The 20,523-nt window shown below is 62.4% G+C and carries 18 protein-coding genes; 10 read left to right on the top strand and 8 right to left on the bottom strand.

Features of this window, described 5'->3' with window-relative positions:
• Nucleotides 1–106: 106 nt before the first annotated feature.
• Nucleotides 107–1,123, top strand: a complete 1,017-nt coding sequence (locus LGH70_RS12145) for an MBL fold metallo-hydrolase (protein WP_226185928.1) — start codon at nt 107–109, stop codon at nt 1,121–1,123.
• Nucleotides 1,124–1,305: 182 nt separating this feature from the next.
• Complete coding sequence (locus LGH70_RS12140) at nt 1,306–2,172, top strand: RES domain-containing protein (protein ID WP_226185926.1); 867 nt, start codon at nt 1,306–1,308, stop codon at nt 2,170–2,172.
• Between the two features lie 13 nt (nt 2,173–2,185).
• Here the strand turns inward: LGH70_RS12140 and LGH70_RS12135 are convergent, their stop codons facing one another.
• Complete coding sequence (locus LGH70_RS12135) at nt 2,186–2,884, bottom strand: Dph6-related ATP pyrophosphatase (protein WP_226185924.1); 699 nt, start codon at nt 2,882–2,884, stop codon at nt 2,186–2,188.
• Nucleotides 2,885–3,037: 153 nt separating this feature from the next.
• Here LGH70_RS12135 and LGH70_RS12130 point away from each other — a divergent pair, with 153 nt between their 5' ends.
• Nucleotides 3,038–3,481, top strand: a complete 444-nt coding sequence (locus tag LGH70_RS12130; RefSeq protein ID WP_226185922.1) for a hypothetical protein — start codon at nt 3,038–3,040, stop codon at nt 3,479–3,481.
• Between the two features lie 67 nt (nt 3,482–3,548).
• On the opposite strand, the gene LGH70_RS12125 is transcribed toward LGH70_RS12130, so the two are convergent.
• Nucleotides 3,549–4,112, bottom strand: coding sequence for a DUF4126 family protein (locus tag LGH70_RS12125; RefSeq protein WP_226185920.1), 564 nt, complete (start codon nt 4,110–4,112; stop codon nt 3,549–3,551).
• A gap of 84 nt (nt 4,113–4,196) precedes the next feature.
• Nucleotides 4,197–4,850, bottom strand: coding sequence for a flavin reductase family protein (locus LGH70_RS12120; protein WP_226185918.1), 654 nt, complete (start codon nt 4,848–4,850; stop codon nt 4,197–4,199).
• A gap of 312 nt (nt 4,851–5,162) precedes the next feature.
• Here LGH70_RS12120 and LGH70_RS12115 point away from each other — a divergent pair, with 312 nt between their 5' ends.
• Entirely contained in the window at nt 5,163–5,798 is a 636-nt protein-coding gene (locus LGH70_RS12115; RefSeq protein ID WP_226185916.1) for a hypothetical protein, read from the top strand.
• A gap of 157 nt (nt 5,799–5,955) precedes the next feature.
• Here LGH70_RS12115 and LGH70_RS12110 read toward each other — a convergent pair whose 3' ends face one another.
• Nucleotides 5,956–7,833, bottom strand: a complete 1,878-nt coding sequence (locus LGH70_RS12110; protein ID WP_226185914.1) for a DUF885 domain-containing protein — start codon at nt 7,831–7,833, stop codon at nt 5,956–5,958.
• Between the two features lie 332 nt (nt 7,834–8,165).
• Between LGH70_RS12110 and LGH70_RS12105 the strand changes: the two genes are divergently transcribed.
• Nucleotides 8,166–8,885, top strand: coding sequence for a 3-ketoacyl-ACP reductase (locus LGH70_RS12105; RefSeq protein WP_226185913.1), 720 nt, complete (start codon nt 8,166–8,168; stop codon nt 8,883–8,885).
• A 127-nt stretch (nt 8,886–9,012) separates the two neighbouring features.
• Here the strand turns inward: LGH70_RS12105 and LGH70_RS12100 are convergent, their stop codons facing one another.
• A complete protein-coding gene (locus LGH70_RS12100; protein WP_226185912.1) occupies nt 9,013–10,308 on the bottom strand; it encodes a carboxypeptidase-like regulatory domain-containing protein in 1,296 nt (431 codons plus the stop codon).
• A 243-nt stretch (nt 10,309–10,551) separates the two neighbouring features.
• Here LGH70_RS12100 and LGH70_RS12095 point away from each other — a divergent pair, with 243 nt between their 5' ends.
• Entirely contained in the window at nt 10,552–10,878 is a 327-nt protein-coding gene (locus LGH70_RS12095) for a DMT family transporter (protein ID WP_226185910.1), read from the top strand.
• Here LGH70_RS12095 and LGH70_RS12090 read toward each other — a convergent pair.
• Entirely contained in the window at nt 10,875–11,462 is a 588-nt protein-coding gene (locus LGH70_RS12090) for a Crp/Fnr family transcriptional regulator (protein WP_226185909.1), read from the bottom strand. The two genes, LGH70_RS12095 and LGH70_RS12090, sit on opposite strands and share 4 nt — an antisense overlap.
• 63 nt (nt 11,463–11,525) lie before the next feature.
• Between LGH70_RS12090 and LGH70_RS12085 the strand changes: the two genes are divergently transcribed.
• From LGH70_RS12085 to LGH70_RS12070, 4 genes are all read left to right on the top strand, one after another.
• On the top strand, nt 11,526–12,062 hold the full coding sequence (locus LGH70_RS12085) for a GNAT family N-acetyltransferase (protein ID WP_348533746.1): 537 nt from the start codon (nt 11,526–11,528) through the stop codon (nt 12,060–12,062).
• A 193-nt stretch (nt 12,063–12,255) separates the two neighbouring features.
• Entirely contained in the window at nt 12,256–15,546 is a 3,291-nt protein-coding gene (locus LGH70_RS12080) for a serine hydrolase domain-containing protein (RefSeq protein WP_226185908.1), read from the top strand.
• A 102-nt stretch (nt 15,547–15,648) separates the two neighbouring features.
• Nucleotides 15,649–16,278: a hypothetical protein gene (locus tag LGH70_RS12075; RefSeq protein ID WP_226185907.1), complete on the top strand. Its 630-nt coding sequence runs from the start codon at nt 15,649–15,651 to the stop codon at nt 16,276–16,278.
• Nucleotides 16,279–16,495: 217 nt separating this feature from the next.
• Nucleotides 16,496–18,130, top strand: coding sequence for a 3-(methylthio)propionyl-CoA ligase (locus tag LGH70_RS12070; protein WP_226185906.1), 1,635 nt, complete (start codon nt 16,496–16,498; stop codon nt 18,128–18,130).
• A gap of 368 nt (nt 18,131–18,498) precedes the next feature.
• Here the strand turns inward: LGH70_RS12070 and LGH70_RS12065 are convergent, their stop codons facing one another.
• Together LGH70_RS12065 and LGH70_RS12060 are read right to left on the bottom strand one after the other, a co-directional pair.
• Nucleotides 18,499–19,059, bottom strand: coding sequence for a hypothetical protein (locus LGH70_RS12065; protein WP_226185905.1), 561 nt, complete (start codon nt 19,057–19,059; stop codon nt 18,499–18,501).
• Between the two features lie 255 nt (nt 19,060–19,314).
• A complete protein-coding gene (locus tag LGH70_RS12060) occupies nt 19,315–20,481 on the bottom strand; it encodes an acyltransferase family protein (RefSeq protein WP_226185903.1) in 1,167 nt (388 codons plus the stop codon).
• Nucleotides 20,482–20,523 lie beyond the last annotated feature (42 nt).

Genomic DNA, 20,523 nt, shown 5'->3' with positions numbered 1-20,523 from the left:
TTGGCTTTATCCTAAGTCTGGAAAGCTGCGTATTTCAGACTGAAGGTAACCGGCTTATCGGGCTCAGGCTCCTTCTTTCCTCTCCACTCTAGCCCACCTAACTGCTATGCCAAACACCGCAAACCGCGCCAATACCCCCGCGCTTCAGGCTGTCGTGCCCGGAGTCTGGGGCCTGCGCAACGTTTTTGTCAATCTGTATTTCGTGCGCGACACTTCCTCGCCGCTGGAGCCCTGGGTGCTTGTGGATGCGGGCCTGCCGGGCTCGGCCGAGAAGATCAAGCACAACGTTGAACAGATTTTCGGGCCCGACAACCCACCGTCGGCCATCATTCTGACCCATGGGCACTTCGACCACGTCGGGGCCCTCAAAACGCTGGCCGAGGAGTGGAATGTGCCCGTGTATGCCCACCCGCTGGAGCTGCCCTACCTCACGGGCCGCTCGTCCTATCCGCCACCAGACCCCACGGTGGGCGGGGGCGCCATGGCGGCCATGTCGTTTCTCTACCCCAAAAAGCCCATCGACCTGGGCTCCCGCGTGCAGCCCCTGCCTCTGAACGGCACGGTGCCCTTCCTTTCGGAATGGCGCTGGGTACACACGCCGGGCCACACGCCGGGCCACGTCGCTTTTTTCCGCGAATACGACCGGACGCTGCTCAGCGGCGACGCCTTCGTAACGGTGAAGCAGGAATCGGGCTCGGATGTGTGGGAGCAGCGCCAGGAAGTGCACGGCCCGCCCGCCTACTTCACCCCCGACTGGCTGCAGGCCCGCGCCTCGGTGGAAAAGCTGGCTGCTCTGGAGCCGCAGATTGCGGCCACCGGCCACGGCATCCCGATGCACGGCGCCGAGCTGCGCCGGCAATTGCACGAGCTGGCCCTGCACTTCGAGCAGCAGGCCGTGCCCGCGCAGGGCCGCTACGTGGGCCACCCCGCCGTAGCCGACGAAACCGGCGTGGTGTCGGTGCCGCCCGCCACGGAAAGTCCCCTGCCCAAGTGGGTTATCGGGGCAGCTTTGGTGGGTGGTCTGGGCTACCTGCTCCTGCGCGACAAGAACAAATACCGGCACAGCCACCACGAATCGTCGGAGCGGTATGCGCGCCGCAACCGCGACTCCTACGAGTTTTAAGCCCTGAATCCGGTGTTGTAAGCAGGCCCCGCTACCGGCGTTATTCGGTGTGGCGGCCTGCTTATTTCACTTCTACGCCGCTCTGTTTTTTCCGCCCCAGTCTTTTTCTGCCCCTCTTTGCCTACCACCCAACCACCGCATTCATGGCTTTATTCCAGCCTAAGGTTTCTCACAAACCTTCCTTGGACGAAACCAGACATAAAATAGCGTCGCTGCAGCACCTGGATTTGCGCAAGCACTCCATCGACGAGCTGGTTGCGCGCGTGCAGGACTTGCTACAGGGCCACCCGCTGCGGCTTATTGAATTCAACCCGGGCCTGCTGCTTTACCGCGGCAAGGCCTGCCAGGAGCTTCCCACCCACTTCCGGCAGGTTTCGCACCCGCCGGCGGAGTGGGTAACCGACGACCAGCGGGCCAACCGGGCCGGCGCCTCCATGTTCTACTGCAGCGCCACCTGGCACCCGCCGTTTTTTGAGGCCGGCGTGCAGCCCAACGACCGGATTATCATCAGCCGCTGGCAAAGCCGCCAGCCCCTGCGTCTGGCTAGCTTTGGCTACGCCGACATCTGCACCGACGACCCGCACTCCGACCGGGAAAAGGTACTGGAGAAGGCTCTGGAGCAGCTGCCGGGTGAAACAAGGCCCATTGCCCACTTTCTCACCAAGGCCTTCACCCGCTCGGTGCAGGATGATAACCAGCACCATTACCGCCTCTCCATTGCCATTGCCGAGGCCTGCCAGCTGGGCCAGGCCTTCGACGGCCTGCTTTACCCCTCGGCGGCCATGCCCAGCCCGGCCCACAACCTCGTGCTGCACCCCAGCTGTATTGAGCAAGGCAAGCTGCAGCTGCAGTACGTGGAATACCTGACCGTCAACCGCGTCGAAACGGAAAGCATTGCCGTTTGCTCCCACGACTTTGCCAACTCGGTGCTGCCCGATGGGCGCCTGCAGTGGCTGGGCCGGCCCGGCAACTGGGTGCTGCGCGAGGGCGGCCGCAGTTCCGACTGCTACCTGGAGGCCAGCTGCTGGCAAACTTCCGGTGACTCCTGAGGCGGCGACGCAGTTATTCCGCGGGCAGCAGGTCGCAGTACCAGAAGCCGGCCGGCGCGGCGCCGGCGGGAGTCGGGTAGGTACGCCGCACGATTTCGCCCCGCGTGAAGGCAATGGGCTGCCGGAAATACGGCGCCTCAAACACAAAGCTGTGGTACTCGCCATTCTCGCCGCAGGGGTCTACACCGGGCGGCAGGTCGCGCAGGAACGCTTCGTCGAGCAGGCGGCCGCAGAAGCTGGCGTTGAGGTGGGCCTCATTCACGCAGACCACCACGGCCCGAAAGCCCAGGGCTAGATACTCGCGCAGAATGTCGGCACTGCTGCGCTGCCACAGCGGAAACACGGCCTGCATCTGCATTTTGGCCAGCTGCTGCTCACGGTAAGCGCGCAGGTCTTCCAGAAAAATATCCCCGAAGATGGCGTGCTGCATACCCTGGGCCTGCAAAGGAGCCAGCGTGGCGCGCATCTGCTGCTCGTAGTGGGCCATATCGGGGGCTTCGGGCAACTCCAGCTTGGTCAGCGGCAGGCCAATCTGCCGGGCCTGGGCTTCGAGCAGGGCCACGCGCACGCCGTGCATGGAAACGCGCTGGTAGTGGCTGCTCACGCTGGTAAGCAGGTGGCGCACCTCATAGCGGGGGTCATGCAGGGCGTGGTAGAGCGCCAGGGCTGAATCTTTGCCCCCGCTCCAGTTCATCAAGGCTGGAAACGACATGGGGCAAAGCTAGGACTTTGGCCGCGGTAGTAGCCCGCCGCTGCTGCTGCACTAGTCCCGCTGCTACTTAGCGGGCCCGTACTTCAGCTATTCGGGGCCGGTTTGCCGTATATGCTTCACCTAGTCTAACCTGAACTCCAAACACCTTTTCCTATGAAACTCACTCAGCGCTTTGTGCTGGCTGCTGTGCTGGGCGCCGCGGCTTCCCTGACCACGGCCTGCGACCGGGCCGGTACTCCCGGCGAAGACCGCCAGAACATCAACGACTTCTCGACGGCCCCACCAGCCCGCACCATCGAAACCGAGATGGACAGCGTGAACAACCAGCAGAACGTGCAGCCTCCAGGAGGCGAAGGTTCGGCCGTCGACCAGGCCCAATCGACCGACAACGCGCTGAACTCGTCGCCGGGCGGCAACAGCGCCACGTCGCCCCAGGCTGCTTCGGGCGAGCCCAACTCGGTGGATAAGGTGACGTCGAATAATAGCCTGAACGCTACCAAGGCCCCGTCGCAGAACAGCACCACGCCGACCACCTCGGCCACCGGCGGGGGCTCCACGAATACCACCAACAAAGGCGGCTCTACCGGCAACCAGTAAGTAGCTCTTTACCGCAAAAAGCCCCGCAGCCAACTGGCTACGGGGCTTTTTCGGTTTTCCGGCGGTGCTAGAAAAGGGACGGATAATTGGCGTGGCGGGAAGGCGCCGAAGGCAGGTGCCGCGGCACGAAAGCGTCGCGGTGGCTGCGCGTGGGCCGGGCAGCATCCTGACTGGCGGCTTTACTGCTGCTGAACACGGTGGCATCTTCCAGCAGGGCCCACACGGTATCGGGCACCTGGGTTTGCTGACCTAGTTGCTTGCGCAGGTAGTAGCTGCCATAGGTGCCGGCCACTGCCGCCAGGCCGCCCAACAACCCGCCGCCCAGCCAGGAGCGCCGGTTCGACTTGTAGAGCATGGCCCCCATCAGGGCGCCCGATAGGCTGCGGCCCAATAAGGCGGTGGGTGTAATCCGGTCGGGCATGCCGGGCATTTTGTCGGCCACCATTTCACCGGCGGCCAGCACCTTCAGCCCCGTAGCCGCCGCGCCCGACTGTAGCAGACGGAAGGGCGAAGCCGCAATGGCATCGGAGTTATGCCTGGAAAAAGAACGACTCAGTAAGGCCAGCGGCGTCATACTGCGCAGGCCGGCCAGGGTGCCCAGGCGCAGGGTTTGCCAGAAAGGAGTTGTCATAGCGAAAGAGGTAGCGTGCGAATGAAGTTGGCTTCTTAAACGCACGCCGGCAGCCCGCGTTGGCGCCACCGAGCGCATTGCCGCTTATTTCGGCTGTGGCCCCTGCCCGGGCCGGGCGTAGGCAAAGGAAGCCAGCGGCGCCACCTGGTGGTAGCCGTCGAGGCCGGAAATGCAGACGGCCCCGGCCTGCTGCAGGTCCAGGGTGCCATCGGGGCGCAGCACCTCTTCGGGCAGGTAGATGTGCTCCACAGTGCCCACCAGCAGTACGGTCCCATTGTGAATGGGTAGCTCCTCGCGCAGGCGCAGACCCAGCCCGATGCGACTTTCGGCCACGTAGGGCGCCGGAAAATCGTCGCGGTAGGCGGGCGTGAAGCCGCACTGCGCAAACTCGGACTCGTCGCGCCCAAACTCGGCCGAGGTGTAGTGCGCCGCTCCCACGAAGTCGGCCACGACGTGGTTGATGGTGTAGCAGCCGGTGGCCTTGATGTTCTCGTAGGTGTGGCGCGGCACGGTGGCGGGGCGCGTCACGATGCCCAGCACCGCCGGGGCCGAGCCCAGGTGAATGACGGAGCTGAAGATAGCCAAGTTGGTGGTGCCCTCGGCCGAGGTCGTGCCGATAAGGTTGGCCGGCTTGTAGCCCGTGATGGAGTTAATCAGGTTCAGGCGGTAAATCTTGTCGAAAGCGGCAATGTCGGCGGTAGTCAGGTGGCGCATGGGCGAGGAAGTGGTGCGGTTCAAGGACCGGTAACCCGGCGGTTTGTTCAGTTTCGGCCAATGAAAAGCCAGCAGCAGAGCACCTGGGCCTGGCCACGGCTCAGAGGCTTCACTCTGGCGGCCGTTGCCGGAGCTTTATCCCGATACCCAAATTATGTATGCAGAATCCTGATAACCACGGAAAAACCGGGTGCGGCAAGTGCGTAGACTGCGGCTTTTGCCTAGTAATTTCCGTGTTTCTTCAGCGGTTTTTGCTGGCACTTTTCTCATAAACGATTGATTGATAAGCGCATAAAACAGCCCTTGCCAACCTATCACCAAAAACTGATTCAGCTTATGAAAAAGTCCTGGCTTCCTTTGCTTACCGCTGCGTTAGTCTGCTCCTCGCTGGCCTTCACTGCCTGCGATGACGATGACGATGACGATGACGACACCCCTTCCACTACCTCGGGTACTACCACCTCAGGCACTACTACTTCGGGTACAACCTCGGGTTCCACAACCGGCACCACCTCCGGTACGACTTCCGGCTCGACAACGGGTACGACCAGTGGCACTACGAGCGGCTCCACCACGGGTACAACCAGCAGCACTACCTCCGGCACCACGACCAGTGGCACAACCAGTGGTAGCACGACCGGTACTACCTCCGGCACCACGAGTGGCAGCACCACCGGTACGACTTCCGGCACTACCAGCGGCAGCACTACGGGCACGACCAGCAGTACTACTTCGGGCTCTACGACCGGTACGACTTCCGGCAGCACGACCGGCAGCACTACTGGTACTACGTCGGGGACAACCAGCGGTAGCACCACCGGTACCACATCAGGAACCACCAGCGGCTCGACCACGGGTACTACTTCCGGCACGACGGGTGGCTCCACCACGGGTACGACCAGTGGTACTACCGGTGGCTCCACTACTGGCCCGACAACTGGTGGCTCGACGACGGGCGGCTCCACAACCTGACTTGTTGCCCCACGGCTCACTGGCTAGTGCCAGCGCGCTACCTAAACCGGCGGCTAGTACTGCCTTGACTGCCGCCCCACGAATGCAAACTGCCTCATTCCCGGTCGCTGGTGTGGCCGGAAATGAGGCAGTTTTTATGGTAGGCTTACCGAGGTTTTTACTTCTGGTCGGTGGCCCAGTCGTCCATTTTACGTTCCAGCACCGAGAGCGGCATTACGCCGTCCTTGAGCAGCTCGTCGTGGAAGGCGCTGAGGCTGAAGTGCTCGGAGTTCTGGCGCGGATACTTTTCGCGCAGCTTGCCCGAAGCCCCGGCCGCCAGCTGAGTATGATATTTGTCGCGCAGCTCCCGGATCTTAAGCTGGCCGATTTTGTAGCTCAGGGCCTGGCCCGGAATGGCCATATACCGCTCAATTTCGGCTGTAGCGCCCTGCTCCCCGATGGCCTCGTTGTCCATCATATACTTGATGGCCTGCTCGCGGGTCATGTTCTTGGTGTGCATACCCACATCCACTACCAGCCGGATGGCGCGGTGAATTTCGTCGCCCAGCGCCCCCATGTACTGGTAGGGGTCGGTGTAGAGGCCCAGCTCCTTGCCCAGGCTTTCGGTGTAAAGCGCCCAGCCTTCGCCCATGGCACCGTACCAGGCAAAGCGGCGGAACTTGGGCAGGCTTTCATTTTCCTGCTGCAGCGACACTTGATAGTGGTGGCCCGGAATGGCTTCGTGCAAGAACAGCGACTCCATGCCCGAAGTCGTGTTGAAGGTAGTAGCGTCCAGAATCGGGATGTAGAAGATACCGGGGCGCGAGCCGTCGGGTGTGCCCTGATTGTACTCGGCCGAGGCCGAGGCGGCCCGGAATGCCTCCGTCTGGCGAATCTCGAAGCCGGTTTTGGGCGTGCGGCCGAACATCTTTTTCAGGTTAGGGTCAATCTTGGCCTGGATGCTGCGGAAGGCGCCCAGCACCTCGGCCGGCGTTTTGTAGGGCATGAATTTTTTATCGGTCTTCAGGTAGGCGAAGAAAGCCGGCAAGTCGCCTTTAAAGCCAACCTGGGTTTTTACCCGCTCCATTTCGGTGCGGATGCGCTTCACCTCGGCCAGGCCGGTCTGGTAAATCTGCTCGGGAGTTTTGTCGGTCGTCGTCCAGTATTTGGCCAGAAACGCATACTGGGCCGCACCGTTGGGCAGGGCACTGATGCCCGTGCTGGGGCGGGACTTGGGCAGGTATTCGGTTTCGAGGAAGTCGGCCAGCTTCTTATACGTGGGGGCCAGGTCGGTGAGAATAGCCTGCTGGTAGGCCGTCGTCAGGCGCTGCTGGTCGGCCGCGCTGATGTCCTTGGGGAAAGCCTTGACCGGGCCGTAGAACAACGACTGGCTGGCATCCGTCACGACCAGGTCGCGCATCTGCGGAATCATCTTTTGCACCAGGGCCCGGGGCAGCACCACGCCGGCCTTCATGCCCTGGCGGAAGTTGCTGATGGCCGAATCGGCCCAGGCCGGAAAGCTGTGCACGCGGCCCAGCCAGTTGTCGTAGTCTTTGGCGGTTTTGAACGGTTGCGCGCCCGAACCCGAGCCAAACTGCCCCAGCGAAATGGGCAGGCCGCCAAACTGGCTGAAGGGAATCATCCAAGTGTTGGGGTAGTCGCCGCCCACCACGATACCGAGCTTGAGCCCGTCGAGGCGGGTTTGCAGGTCGTACTGGAAGATGTCGTAGCTGATCTTGTCGTTCTCGGAAAGCGTGGCCCGGTCGAACTTGCCGAGCTGAGTGAGGTAGCGCTGATAAAACTCCTGCAGCCCGTCGCGGAAAGCTTTGGTCTGGTCGTTGGGCAGTTGGTCGTTGTAGCGGTTGTCGCCCTGGGCCGTGGCGCTCAGCGGAAACAGCTTGGTCTGCTCTTCCCAGTAGTTGGTAAACAGGGTGGCGAGGTCTTTCACGTCGGCGGCGCCGGTTTCGGTGGCGGCGGTACCGTCGGCGTTCTTCTGCTGGTTGCAGGAAGCCAGCAGCGCACAGGCGAGCAAGCCGCCCAGAGCAAGTTTTTTCATTCCGAAAGAATGTGTAGTGGTTGAGGGGGGAAGGTAAAGCGTTTGGCCGGAAAAGACACCGCCGCCCCCGGAAAGCTGCCGCCGGCGTCTTTTCCCGTTTGTCATCCTTTATCTGGCGTCTGCCGTGCGAAGGACCTTATCACGCTGGCACGAGTCGTATAAACGCTAATCGTGCCTATCCTGTAAGGTCCTTCACTCCGCTTCGCGCCGTTCAGGATGACATGCAATAAGTGAAAGACAACGGCCGGTCCTACCCTATTTCTACCTTGCTTCGCAACCTGTAACCGCTCTTGCGGTTATACAACCCAATCATTCACGACAACACCCGCAGTATGCAAGAAATAGCCGGAAAGACGGCCCTGGTAACGGGCGCAGGCAAAGGAATTGGTCGGGCCGTAGCCCTGGCTCTGGCCCAGGAAGGCGTAAACGTGGCCCTGCTGGCCCGCACCGACAGCCAGCTGCAGGAAGTGGCCCGGGAAATCGAGGCGCTGGGCAAAGGCAAGGCAGTGGTGGTAACGGCCGACGTAGCCGACCGCGCCGCCGTAGAAGCTGCCGTAGCCCAGGCCCTGGCAGCCCTCGGCTCCATCGACATCCTGATCAACAACGCTGGCATCGGCACTTTCGCCAAGCTCGTCGACATGGACCCGGCCGAGTGGGAGCACATCATTCAGGTAAACCTGATGGGCACTTACTACGCCACCCGCGCCGTGCTGCCCCAGATGATAGAGCGCCAGGGCGGCGACATTATCAACATTGCCTCCACCGCCGGTCAGCGCGGGGCCGCTACCACCAGCGCCTACAGCGCCTCGAAGTTTGCCATTCTGGGCCTCACCGAGTCCCTGATGCAGGAGGTGCGCAAGCAGAACATCCGGGTGTCGGCCCTCACGCCCAGCACCGTAGCTACCGAGCTGGCCATCAGCAACAACCTCACCGACGGCAACCCCGACAAGGTGATGCAGCCCGAGGACCTGGCCGAATTCATCATTGCCCAGCTCAAGCTCAGCCGCCGCATCTTTATCAAGGAAGCCGGCATGTGGAGCACCAATCCGTAGTTGGGTAAAGATCCGACCGTGAAAAGAACGTCCTGCCAAGCTTGTCGAAACAGGACGTTCTTTTCACAAAAAAAGCCCCGGAAGATATTTCCGGGGCTTTTTTTGTGCATAAGCGCAAGCCGAAAAGCTACTTCAGAATCCGGCCGTCGTTGCTGATGCGCACGTCGGGTTTGGCTTCGGGCTTGGGCACCATGGTACCGAAAGCACCTTTCTTCTCGAACGACTGAATCACCTCGTCCTCCACCGGGGTGCGCTTCACCACGGGGTTATTGACCCAGAATTCGGGGTCGTACTTGATGCTCTTAATGGCCTCCAGGTCGCGGTCCTGTACGCTCACGCGGGCATAGGGAATACTGGTGGGCGTGGTGCTGGTATCGTAGAAAAAGGTGAACGACGACACGGTGAGCGGTGTAGCCGGCTTGCCGGGCGAAGTCAGGTCGGCGGCCAAGTTCACCTTCATGTATTCGAGCGGGGCCACTTCGCCGTCGGTGTTCTGGAACGACATTTCAATGTCGAGCTTGGTGTTGCGGAATTTCTGGTTGGCGTTGGACGTCGAGGCCGTGAAGTTGGGCGTCGTCATGCGGTAACGCACCACTTTGTAGGAGTCCACGTCAATCCAGATGGTGCCCTGGGCTTTGTATTTGGTTAGCTCGGGGCGGGTTTCGAAGTCGATTTCGGCAATGCCACCCTTGGTGCTGTCGGGGCCGGCCACTACGCCTTTGAGCTCCAGCAGATAGTTTTTCACCGCATTCGGGCTCAGCAGCGCCAGCGACTTGAGCGTGTCGGCGTTGGCGTCATACAGGCCATAGGATTTGGTGTAGAGCGAGAAATTGCTGAAGCTGGTCAGGCTTTGCTTGGCGGCGTAGCGGCCCTGGGAAATGGCCGTGCCCTCGATACGGGCCGTGGTCGACTTCACATTCCAGACCACTTCCTGCAGCTCAGTCGGCTCGCCGCCGATGCGGGTGGTTTGGCGGTAGAAGGCCTTGCCGTAGAACTTGCGCCCGTAGTTGCGCTGCAGCTGCCGGAAAGCCCGATCCACGAGACGGAAGGCGTAGCTGCCCACTTTCACCTCGGGCAGCGTGATGTTGGCCGAGGCCAGGGACACGCGCAGCAGCTCGGAGTTGGTGGTAACGCGCAGCGTGTCGCGCACGTGGCCCAGCTCCGAAATCAGCAATGTCACGGGCAGCTTGTTCACTTTCAGGGTAAACTCGCCCTCGGTATTGGTGGTGGTGCCCAGCGTGGTACCCGGCACCGAGACGCTGGCAAACGGCAGCGGCTGGTTGGAATCCTTATCCAGCACTATGCCCCGCAGCTGCTGGGCCTGGGTGAATTGGGCCAGCAGCAGGCCCAGCAACAGCAGCAAGCCAGCTGGCCACAGCCGTACGCGGGTGGCGGGAGAAGAAGTGAGAGCAGCGGAAGTCATCAAAACGGCAGGTATTAAGAAGTGAGGAAAGGCGCCTGGCCCTACAAACGGCCGCGGAACCCGGGAGCGTATGCGGCCGTGCAAAAGTAGGACCGCTCTGGTTGTAGACAGGGAAAGTTTTCCAGGATAGTTCAAAGCAGCCGGTCTAAATCCTACAAAATCGGGCGTCAGCGTTTTTAACATTGGTAAAAAGAAACGAGCGGCCGGCGCCAGACCTTTGCCTCCACACGTTTCGTTTTCACCATGCATTGGTTGTTTCTGGTACTGGGAGGGTTGGCCGAAGTGGCCTTTGCGTTTTGCCTGGGCAAGGGCAAGCTGACTGCCGGCATGGAGTCGGCGGGCTGGTACGCGGCCTTTGGGAGCAGCGCGGCCCTGAGCTTTTATCTGCTCAACCTGAGCTTGGCCCGGGTGCCGCTGGGCACGGCCTACGCCGTCTGGACCGGCATCGGGGCCGTGGGTACCGTTGGGCTCGGGGTGCTCGTCTTCGGCGACCCGCTGACCGGGCCGCGCCTGTTTTTTCTCACCACCCTGGTTGGCTCCCTGCTGGGCCTGAAAATGGTGTCGGCCTAAGGGTGCGGCGCTTTTTTCAGCTGCGCCCGGACCCGGCTGAGCGTGACCTGGGTAATGCCGAGGTAGGAGGCAATGTGGCCCAGGGCCACGCGCTGCAGCAGGTGCGGGCTGTGCTGCAGCAGATCCGCGTAGCGTTCCGCGGCGGTACGGAACTGGCGGGCAATGAGCTGCTGCTCGGTTTGCAGCCAGACGCGCTCCACCATTACCCGCCCCCAGTTGGCCAGGTGCACATCCAGCCGGTACAGCTGCTGGAGCGCGTGCATGGGCAGGCGAAACAGGGCGCTGTCTTCCAGCAGCTCGATGGTTTCGTAGCTCACGGCCTGCTCGGTGTAGCCGCGAATGGAGGCCAGAACCGCGCCTTCGGCGGAAAACCAGAAGGTTACCTCCCGCTCCTCCCGCTGGGCATAGGCCCGGGCCAGGCCGCGCTGCAGCACGTAAATGTGGTGGGCCAGCTGGTCGTCGCGAAACAGGCGGGTGCCTTTGGGCAGCTCCACATACTCGGCCAGCGCCAGCACCTTTTCCAGCGAATCGGGCGGCAGCGGATAGGTGGCTTGCAGAATCTGGGGTAGGGTCAGGGGCGGCATTGCAGGGACGAAAAAAAGGGGTTGACACCCAAAAACCGGGCACCCCAGAACTCACAAAGGAAGATGAATATGCACCAGATTACCATCAGACCAGCCACCACCCAGGACGTGGAGTACCTGCAGCAGATTGGCCGCCACACGTTTTTTGAAACGTTTGGCGCCAACAATTCCGCGGAGAATATGAGCGCCTATCTGGCCGAAGGCTTTGCCCGCGAAAAGCTAACGGCGGAGCTGCAGAACCCCGACTCAGGCTTTTACTTTGCGGAGCTGAACCACTCGGTTATTGGCTACCTGAAAGTAAACACCGGGCCGGCCCAAACCGAGCCCCAGGATGCCGATGCGCTGGAAATAGAGCGTATTTACGTGTTGCAGGACTACCACGGCCAGAAAGTAGGCCAGCTGCTCTACGATAAGGCCCTGCAGCTGGCCGCCGAGGCGCAGGCCCGCTACGTATGGCTGGGGGTGTGGGAAGAAAACCCGCGTGCCATCCGCTTCTACCAGAAAAACGGCTTCGTCGAGTTTGGCCGGCATGTGTTTACTCTGGGTGACGACGAGCAGACCGACATTCTGATGAAGCGTCCCCTGCTAGATGCCTGGTAGGTTTCGTTGTGGAGCCGCTATCCAGGCACTTTTGCCTTGGGAATAGCCGGAAGTCAGCGGAAATCCGGTGCTCGGGGCTTTATCGGCCACCAGGGCCGGTTGGCGGCGCGGCAGCGGGCTTGCGCCGGAGCCGGCACGCCCAACAGCCCACATTCCCCTAAATTAGCAGCCCAACCCCTGGCTAACCGCTCTTTTGATTTTGTCATTCGCCCGCTTCCTCTCGTTTTTATGGCTGCTGCTGGTGCTGCTGAGCCCGGCCGACACCACCGCCCAGCGCCGCAAAAAGTCCGCCGCCAAGAAAAAAACCGCCACTGCCCGGCGCGGCAAGCCAAGCGCAGCAGCCCGGCGGCGCCAGGAAATCATTGATTACCGCGAAGCCCAGGCTGCGGCCGCCAAAGCCCGGGCCCGCAAGGCCGCCGGGGCCGCGGCCGCAGCAGGCAACCCCGCCGCGCCGGCCACCGCCAAAGCCGCGGCTACCCGGCCACGCGGCGCTCAGCCCGTGCCCTTCGCGGCTCAGCTGGCCTCCTCACGCTGGGTCGATTCGGTGATGAAAACCCTGACGCCCGACCAGCGCGTGGCCCAGCTCTTTATGGTGGCGGCCTACTCCAACCGCAAGCGCATCGACGAAGACTCGATTTCCACCCTGATTCAGCAGTACGGCATCGGGGGGCTCATCTTTTTCCAGGGCGGACCGGTGCGCCAGAGCAAGCTGCTGAACCGCTACCAGAGTCAGAGCAAAGTGCCGCTACTGGTGGCCATGGACGGCGAGTGGGGCGCGGGCATGCGCCTCGACAGCGTGGTGCGCTTCCCGTACCAGATGAGCATGGGCGGCATCCGCGAAAACCAGCTCATGTACGACATGGGCCAGGAAATTGCCGGACAGTTTAAGCGCCTGGGCATGCACGTCAACTTCGCCCCGGTGGTGGATGTGAACAACAACGCGGCCAACCCCGTCATCGGCTTCCGCAGCTGGGGCGAGCAGCGCGAAAACGTGACCGAGAAAAGCTACCTGTATATGCGCGGCATGCAGGACGCGGGCGTGCTGGCCGTGGCCAAGCACTTCCCCGGCCACGGCGACACCGACACGGACTCTCACCTGGCCCTGCCCCTGGTGCGCGTGGACCGGCGCCGCCTCGATACGCTGGAGCTGTTTCCCTTCCGGGACTTGATGCGCCGCGGCCTGGGCGGCATCATGATTGCCCACCTCAACATTCCGGCCCTCGACAGCACCGGCATGCCCAGCACACTTTCCAAGCCCATTGTGACGGGCATGGTCAAGCAGCAGCTGGGCTTTCAGGGCGTGATTTTCACCGACGCCATGAACATGAAGGGCGTCATCAGCAAGTACCCGCCCGGCGAGGCCGACCTGCGCGCCCTGCTGGCCGGCAACGACATTCTGGAGTTCTCCAAAAACATTCCGCTGGCCCTGCAGATGGTGCGGGCCGCCATCAACGCCGGGCAGCTGAAGCAGGAAGATATTGATGCCCGCTGCCGCAAGGTGCTGGCCCTGAAGCAGTGGGCGGGCCTGGACAAGTACCGTCCCATCGAGCTGCGCAACCTGCACCAGGATCTGAACTCGGTGCACGCCCAGGCCCTGAGCCAGAAGCTTTCCAGCCTGAGCGTGACGGTGCTGCGCAACCAGAAAAGCTTTTTGCCCCTGCAACGCCTCGACACCCTGCGCCTGGCCACGCTCACCATCGGCACCAAGGATACCACCGACTTCCAGCGCCTCACCGCCGACTATGCTGCCGTGGACCATTACTGGCTGTCGGCCACCGCCACCCTGGACGAGCTGACCCGCATGCGGACCGCGCTGCAGCGCTACAATACCTTGCTGGTGGGCGTGAACAACCTGGGCCGCCTGCCGGCCACCAACTTCGGCGTGACGCCCGAAACCAACCTGATGCTACGCGAGCTGACCAGCGCCCGGCAGCGCGTCGTGGTCAGCATATTTGGCAATGCCTACGCTGTGGCCAAGGTGCGCGACCTGGACCGGGCTGATGCCGTGCTGCTGGCCTATCAGGAAAGCAAAAACGCCCAGGAAATAACGGCCCAGGTGATTTTCGGCGGCCTCGGCGCCACCGGTAAGCTGCCTGTCACGGTCACCGACAAGTACAGCCAGGGCTTCGGCCTGACGACCACCGGCGGCTTGCGCCTGCGCTACGGCTTCCCCGAGAATGTGGACATGAGCAACAAGCTCGAAGCCCGCGTCGACTCGGTGGTGGCCCGGGCCATGGCCGCCCGTGCCATGCCCGGCTGCGAGGTACTTATTGCCCGGCGCGGCACGGTGGTGCTGCGCAAAAGCTACGGCACGCACAGCTACCCCGATGCCCCCGCCCAGGCCGGCAAGCCCGGCCGCGCGGTGCGCAACACCGACCTCTACGATCTGGCCTCCGTCACGAAAGCAGCAGCGGCCATTCCGGCCCTGATGAAGCTGCAGGAACAAGGCAAGTTCAGCCCCGACAGGACGCTGGGCGACTATTTCCCGCAGTTCAAGGGCACCAACAAGCAGGATCTGAAACTGCGCGACGTGCTGGCCCACCAAGCCCGCCTGAAAGCCTGGATTCCGTTTTGGCAGGGCTATACGCAGCCCAAAGGCTTGTTTGCCCGCCTGTTTGCCGGCTTCCGTAAGCCCGACCCGACTAAGAAGCCCGCCGCCGATGCCCAGCTCAGCCGCCGCTTTTTCCGCCCCGATTCCTCGGCCCGCTTCCCGCTGCAGGTGGCTACCCGGCTCTGGGGCCGGAAGGATTTGCCCGAGCAGCTCGTGAAGCAAATTGGCGAGTCGCCGCTGAACGACAAGCCCGGCTATGTGTACTCCGACCTGTCGTTTTACCTGTACCCGCTGCTGGTAAAGCAGATTACCGGCCTGCCCTTCGACCAGTTTCTGCGCCAGGAAGTGTACGGTCCGCTGGGCGCTGCCACCCTGGGCTTCAACCCCACGCGCCGCTTCGCGCCCGGCCGCATTGCGCCTACCGAGTACGACTCCGTGTTCCGGCGCCAGCAGCTGCACGGCACCGTGCACGACGAGGGCGCGGCCCTGCTGGGCGGCCTCTCGGGCCACGCCGGCCTGTTTGGCAACGCCAACGACCTGGCCAAGCTGGCCCAGGCCTACGCCTGGAAGGGCAAGTACGGCGGGCAGCAGCTGCTCAAGCCCGAAATCCTGGCCGACTACACCCGCTGCCAGTTCTGCGACCAGGGCAACCGCCGCGGCCTGGGCTTCGACCGGCAGGCCGCCAAGCCCGCCGGCAACACGGCTGCTGCCGCCTCGGCCGGCAGCTTCGGCCACTCGGGCTTCACCGGCACCTTCTTCTGGGTTGATCCGGAGCAGGAGCTGGTCTACGTGTTTCTGTCGAACCGCGTGAACCCAACGCGGCGCAATAACAAGCTGGGCGAGCTGAACGTGCGCACCGATATTCTGCAGGTAGCCCTGGAAAGCATCCGCAAAGCCCAGACCCAGGAAGTGGAAACGACGGTGGAAGAGTAAACGCCAGGTTCACGAAGGTGGCGTTGCAACCATTCCGGCCTGAGCAGGCTCTTCGGCTTTGAACCACTCTTAACCGGTTTGTTTCCAGCTATTCTTTCTTCTATGCGTCTTTGCTTTATGCTTCCGCTGGCCGTGCTGGCCACCGTGCTGCTCTCGGGCTGCGAAAAAGACCCCGAACAGCACCGGCTCACCGACGACCAGCTGGCCTGGCAACCTTACCGCGTCAATGAGGAGCTGCGCTTTGGTCACGCCAAAGACAGCCAAGTACGCACTTACCGTATTACGGAAGTGAAAGACGAGCAGGAGAAACAATACATGGGACTCAACTTTTTGCCTTTCCCCTCTCGCGACGTTTTTGGGCAGCATATTACCGTAACTGTCCAACGCACCGACACGGTAGCACAGCCCCGCACAGTCTTGGATTTAGGCTTGTTTTACAGTTCCCTGGATGGCGGAATGGTGCTGGAGGCCAACGCAGAATGGGAAGGCATTATAAGTGCCTCGCTGCCGATTGGCTTCATCAATGCTGGCCTCCCCATCGACACTGTGCGCTTTCCGGACGCCGAACTGCTGTCCACGGCAGCGTTTGGGCCCACTGCTTACTCCCAGGTTATTCACGTAGCCTTCCGCTACCCCACCAACGGACCTATTCAAGGCCACCTTTATTACGCCCGGCAAAAAGGCGTCGTTGCTTTCGAGGAAAAAGGCAGCCTGTGGTACCGACTCCCTTAACCCTTCCCGGGAAAATTATCCGGCCGCTGCGCAGTACGGAATGATCTTTACCCAGAAAGCCCTGACGTCAGCGCAACGTCGGGGCTTTTCAATTTACAACGCCCGGCCTATTGCCGCGGCGGACTATCCGGCCGCTGGGCCAGCCTACGCGCCGGTAGCTTTCCGCTTGTTATATTCCGTAGCTTAAAGCTCCGACCTAAAACCCCACCCCAGAAGCATGCACGGATTAATGATGAACGAGCCCCTGCGCATCGCCGGGCTGTTGCAGCACGCGGCCAAGTGGCACGCCGATACCGAAATCGTGACCCGCCTGACCGAGGGCGGCTTCCACCGCTACACCTACCACGCCGCCCACCTGCGGGCCAAGCAGCTGGCCAATGCCCTGCTAGAGCTGGGCGTGCAGAACGGGGACCGAATCGGGACGCTGGCCTGGAACAACCACCGCCACTTCGAGCTGTATTATGGCGTGTCGGGCATCGGGGCGGTGTGCCATACCATCAATCCGCGCCTGTTTGCCGAGCAGCTCATCTACATCATCAACCACGCCGCCGACCGGTTTATCTTCTTCGACCTGACCTTTCTGCCGCTGGTGGAAAAGCTGGCTCCCCACTGCCCCAACGTCGAAGGCTGGATACTGCTGACCGACCGCGCCCACATGCCCGAACCGAGCAGCCTGCCCGACATCCGCTGCTACGAAGACCTGCTGGCCGCCCACAGCTCCGAGTTCGAGTGGCCTATTTTCGACGAAAACACGGCCTCCTCGCTCTGCTACACCTCCGGCACCACCGACCAGCCCAAGGGCGTGCTCTACTCCCACCGCAGCACCGTGCTGCACAGCTACGCGGCGGCCTTGCCCGACTGCTTCAACTGCTCGGCCCGCGACGTGATTCTGCCCGTAGTGCCCATGTTTCACGTCAACGCCTGGGGCATCCCGTACCTGGCACCCATGATTGGCTGCAAGCTGGTGCTGCCCGGCCCCGGCCTGGATGCGGCCAGCCTGCACGAGCTGTTCGAGAATGAGGGCGTGACCTTCTCGGCCGGCGTGCCCACCATCTGGTTTGGGTTGCTGACCTTCATGCGGGAGAAAAAAGCCCGTTTCCGCACCCTCACCAAGATGATTGTGGGCGGCGCTTCCTGCCCGCCGGCGTTGCTCAAGGCCTTCGATGAGGAGCTGGGCGTCACTATCCGGCACGCCTGGGGTATGAGCGAAACCTCCCCGCTAGGCACGGTGAACACCCCGAAAAGCAACCAGCTCAGCCTGAGCGCCGACGAGCAGTTTGCCATCCGCACCAAGCAGGGCCGCAGCATTTTCGGCATCGACATGAAAATCGTGGACGACGAGGGCCGGGAGCTGCCCCACAACGGCCTGGCCTTCGGCGACCTGCTCGTGCGCGGCCCCTTCGTGGCGGGCGGCTACTATCAGTCCGACAACCGCACGCAGTTCACCCCCGACGGCTGGTTCCGCACCGGCGATGTGGCCACCATCGACCCCGACGGCTTCATGAACATCACCGACCGTTCCAAGGACGTTATTAAGTCGGGTGGGGAGTGGATCAGCTCCATCGACCTGGAAAACCTGGCCGTGGCTCACCCCGGCGTGGCCGAAGCCGCCGTCATTGGCCTGCCCCACCCCAAATGGAGTGAGCGGCCCCTGCTGGTGGTGGTGCGCAAGCCGGAAACCGACGTCAGCAAAGAGGAGCTGCTGGACTTCTTCGAGGGCAAAGTAGCCCACTGGTGGAAACCCGACGCCGTGGAGTTTGTGGACCAACTGCCTCATACGGCCACCGGCAAGCTGCTCAAGACCAAGCTCCGCCAGGACTTTGCCGGCTACGAGTTTCCCGTGGTGCAGTAACCAACCACCGGTCCTTGCTTCGGCGTACGCCGAAGCAACCTGCAGGACAGCATAGCGAATCCGTCCTCGCCACAGCACGACACTCTGTTTAACCGGAAAGTCCTTCCCTACACGTGCGGGGAAGGACTTTCCGGTTACCAGCCCCTCCTACTCCGGTGGGGAAGGTTCTTCGTTACGCTGCGTCCCAGATGCACCGGGCTACTCAGACAAGTTGGATATTTCGTATAAGCTGCCTCTAGGGTGCTCCTAGGGTGCTTCTAGGCTCGCTCTAGGCTTTAAGGCAGTAAGGCTTAGGCCGGCCGGCTTCTAAAGTTGAACGAAACCCAGAGGCCGCCTGTGCGAAGGTAGCCAGTGGAGGCTGGCGGCGGCTACAGGGTAAAGCTCCAGTGGGTTTTGTTGCCGGGCCGGTCCTGTGCTTCTACCTCGATGCGGGTGCCGGGCTGGTAAGGGCCGGCCGTGAGCGTATGGTAGAGCCAGCTGGTATCGGGCTGCAAGGTAGCGGCGGCCTCGGCGGCCAGCTTGCCCAGGGGCGTGTAGAGGCGAACCAGCACGGCCGTTACGGCAAAGTCGTCGGTGGCCCGGATGCGGATAGAGTCGCCGGCCTGGCCATGGTATCCACTCAGGTCAACGGCCGTAACTACGGGGGCATTCATAAAGTCGGTAATAGCGACCAGGCGGGCGTTGTTGAGGCGGGTAGTAATGCCAGTGGCATACAGGGCCTTCGTGGCGGGGTCCAGCAGCTGGGCCTGGGCATAGAGGCGGGCCAGGTGCATGCGGCCGCGCTGCTCCTGCTGCTTCGGCGAACCGGCGCCCCGCTTTTGCCCTTCCGCCGCCGATACGATGGTCTGGTTGCCGACCTGTCGCACGGTGATGCTGCCTATCTTCCCGCTGATGCCGCGCAGCAGGCTGTTTCCGGTAACGCGTGCCATAATAAACTGGTAGTAAGCGGATAGTGAATACTCAGCCGTGATTTCGGAGTCAATGCAGAGTAGCGCAGCACCCTCGAACAGGAATGCGGGCTTTAGCCGCGACGCCACCGTACGCGCGTTCCGAAACCGTTCTAAGATGAGCACTTAAGCGCAGAATAGCTACTCCCCGGCTGCCGCCTCCCGTAGGCGCCCGGGCCGTTTCTCCGGCCGGCCCGGCCATGTGGCGCGGTAGCTCTGCCCGGTGCCCAAGCCACCTCAGACTTTGATAATGATGCGCCGCTCGTACATTATCCAGAGCACCGCCAGCCAGATCAGGACGCAGGCCACGCCTCCGGCCAGGGAGGCCAGGTAAGGATCGGGGAAAACGGGCACGAGCAGCGTCTGGTAGAGGAAGTCCTTCATGCTGACCGGGCCGCCGGGGCCGGCTACCTGCCACATGTTCAGGCTCCGGGCCAGCAGGCTGGACAGGAAAAACACGGTAATGGCATTGACGCCGTAGGCCAAGAAGGGCTTGAGGCCGCGCCGGTAGCCTTGCACGTCGCAGAGCCAGTAGAGCGTGGCCAGTCCCATGCCGGCCAGCCCGCCGGTGTAGAGCACGTAGGAGCTGGTCCACAGGCTTTTGTTCAGCGGCAGCCAGCTGCTCCAGATGAGACCCAGCAGCAGGGCCGCACCCGAAGCCACAAACAGCCAGGCGACCTTGGTAGCGGCATCGGGGCCGGAGCAGCGCAGCCAGCGGCCGGCCAACAGCCCCAGCAGGCCGGTACCAATGGCAGGCAGCGTGCCCAGTATGCCTTCCGGGTCCCAGGTTTTACTGATTTTCCAGAGGTGCGCCTCACCCAGCAGCAGCCGGTCGAGCCAGGCGCCCAGGTTGGTTTCGGGCCCTAAGCTGGCCGCCCCAACGCCGGGCACGGGCACCAGCTGCAGCAGGAGGTTGTAGCCAATCAGCAGCACGGCCAGCACCCCGAGCTGCTGCCGCCAGGTGGTTTTCAGAAACAGTATTCCGCAGCCCAGAAACACCAGCGCAATACGGGCCAGCACGCCCGGAATGCGTACCGTGGCCAGTTCCCAGTACAGAAACAGCGAGGCAAACAGGCCCAGCCCAAACAGCACCGCCGCCCGCCTGCCGATGCGCCGCAGCAGCGGCCCGTGGGGCTGGGTGCGCCGCGCCGAATCCAGGGCATACACGATGGAAACGCCCACAATAAACAGGAAGAAGGGAAAAATCAGGTCGGCCGGGGTGCAGCCGTGCCACTCGGCATGGGCCAGCGGGGCGTAGATGTGGCCCCAGTCGCCGGGGTTGTTGACCAGCAGCATGGCCATAACAGTGAGGCCCCGAAAAACGTCCAGCGACACCAGGCGCGGGGCCGGCTGGGTGGTGGGCAGACTAGTACTGAAGACGGCAGTCGGCAGAGAACCGGGCATGGGCAGCAAGGGAAGAAAGCAGTGCTCAAGATGGTGAAATTT

The organism is Hymenobacter nitidus, assembly GCF_020447315.1.
Lineage (GTDB): Bacteria > Bacteroidota > Bacteroidia > Cytophagales > Hymenobacteraceae > Hymenobacter > Hymenobacter nitidus.
Note: the sequence above shows the minus strand (reverse complement) of the source record. Positions and strands in the feature narration are given on the sequence as shown.

Coding starts and splice junctions, on each gene's coding strand:
- LGH70_RS12135 (WP_226185924.1), bottom strand. CDS start 2,884: ATGTCGTTTCCAGCCTTGATGAACTGGAGCGGGGGCAAAGATTCAGCC.
- LGH70_RS12070 (WP_226185906.1), top strand. CDS start 16,496: ATGCACGGATTAATGATGAACGAGCCCCTGCGCATCGCCGGGCTGTTG.
- LGH70_RS12065 (WP_226185905.1), bottom strand. CDS start 19,059: ATGGCACGCGTTACCGGAAACAGCCTGCTGCGCGGCATCAGCGGGAAG.
- LGH70_RS12115 (WP_226185916.1), top strand. CDS start 5,163: ATGAAAAAGTCCTGGCTTCCTTTGCTTACCGCTGCGTTAGTCTGCTCC.
- LGH70_RS12075 (WP_226185907.1), top strand. CDS start 15,649: ATGCGTCTTTGCTTTATGCTTCCGCTGGCCGTGCTGGCCACCGTGCTG.
- LGH70_RS12125 (WP_226185920.1), bottom strand. CDS start 4,112: ATGACAACTCCTTTCTGGCAAACCCTGCGCCTGGGCACCCTGGCCGGC.
- LGH70_RS12095 (WP_226185910.1), top strand. CDS start 10,552: ATGCATTGGTTGTTTCTGGTACTGGGAGGGTTGGCCGAAGTGGCCTTT.
- LGH70_RS12085 (WP_348533746.1), top strand. CDS start 11,526: ATGAATATGCACCAGATTACCATCAGACCAGCCACCACCCAGGACGTG.
- LGH70_RS12110 (WP_226185914.1), bottom strand. CDS start 7,833: ATGAAAAAACTTGCTCTGGGCGGCTTGCTCGCCTGTGCGCTGCTGGCT.
- LGH70_RS12145 (WP_226185928.1), top strand. CDS start 107: ATGCCAAACACCGCAAACCGCGCCAATACCCCCGCGCTTCAGGCTGTC.
- LGH70_RS12130 (WP_226185922.1), top strand. CDS start 3,038: ATGAAACTCACTCAGCGCTTTGTGCTGGCTGCTGTGCTGGGCGCCGCG.
- LGH70_RS12090 (WP_226185909.1), bottom strand. CDS start 11,462: ATGCCGCCCCTGACCCTACCCCAGATTCTGCAAGCCACCTATCCGCTG.
- LGH70_RS12100 (WP_226185912.1), bottom strand. CDS start 10,308: ATGACTTCCGCTGCTCTCACTTCTTCTCCCGCCACCCGCGTACGGCTG.
- LGH70_RS12060 (WP_226185903.1), bottom strand. CDS start 20,481: ATGCCCGGTTCTCTGCCGACTGCCGTCTTCAGTACTAGTCTGCCCACC.
- LGH70_RS12105 (WP_226185913.1), top strand. CDS start 8,166: ATGCAAGAAATAGCCGGAAAGACGGCCCTGGTAACGGGCGCAGGCAAA.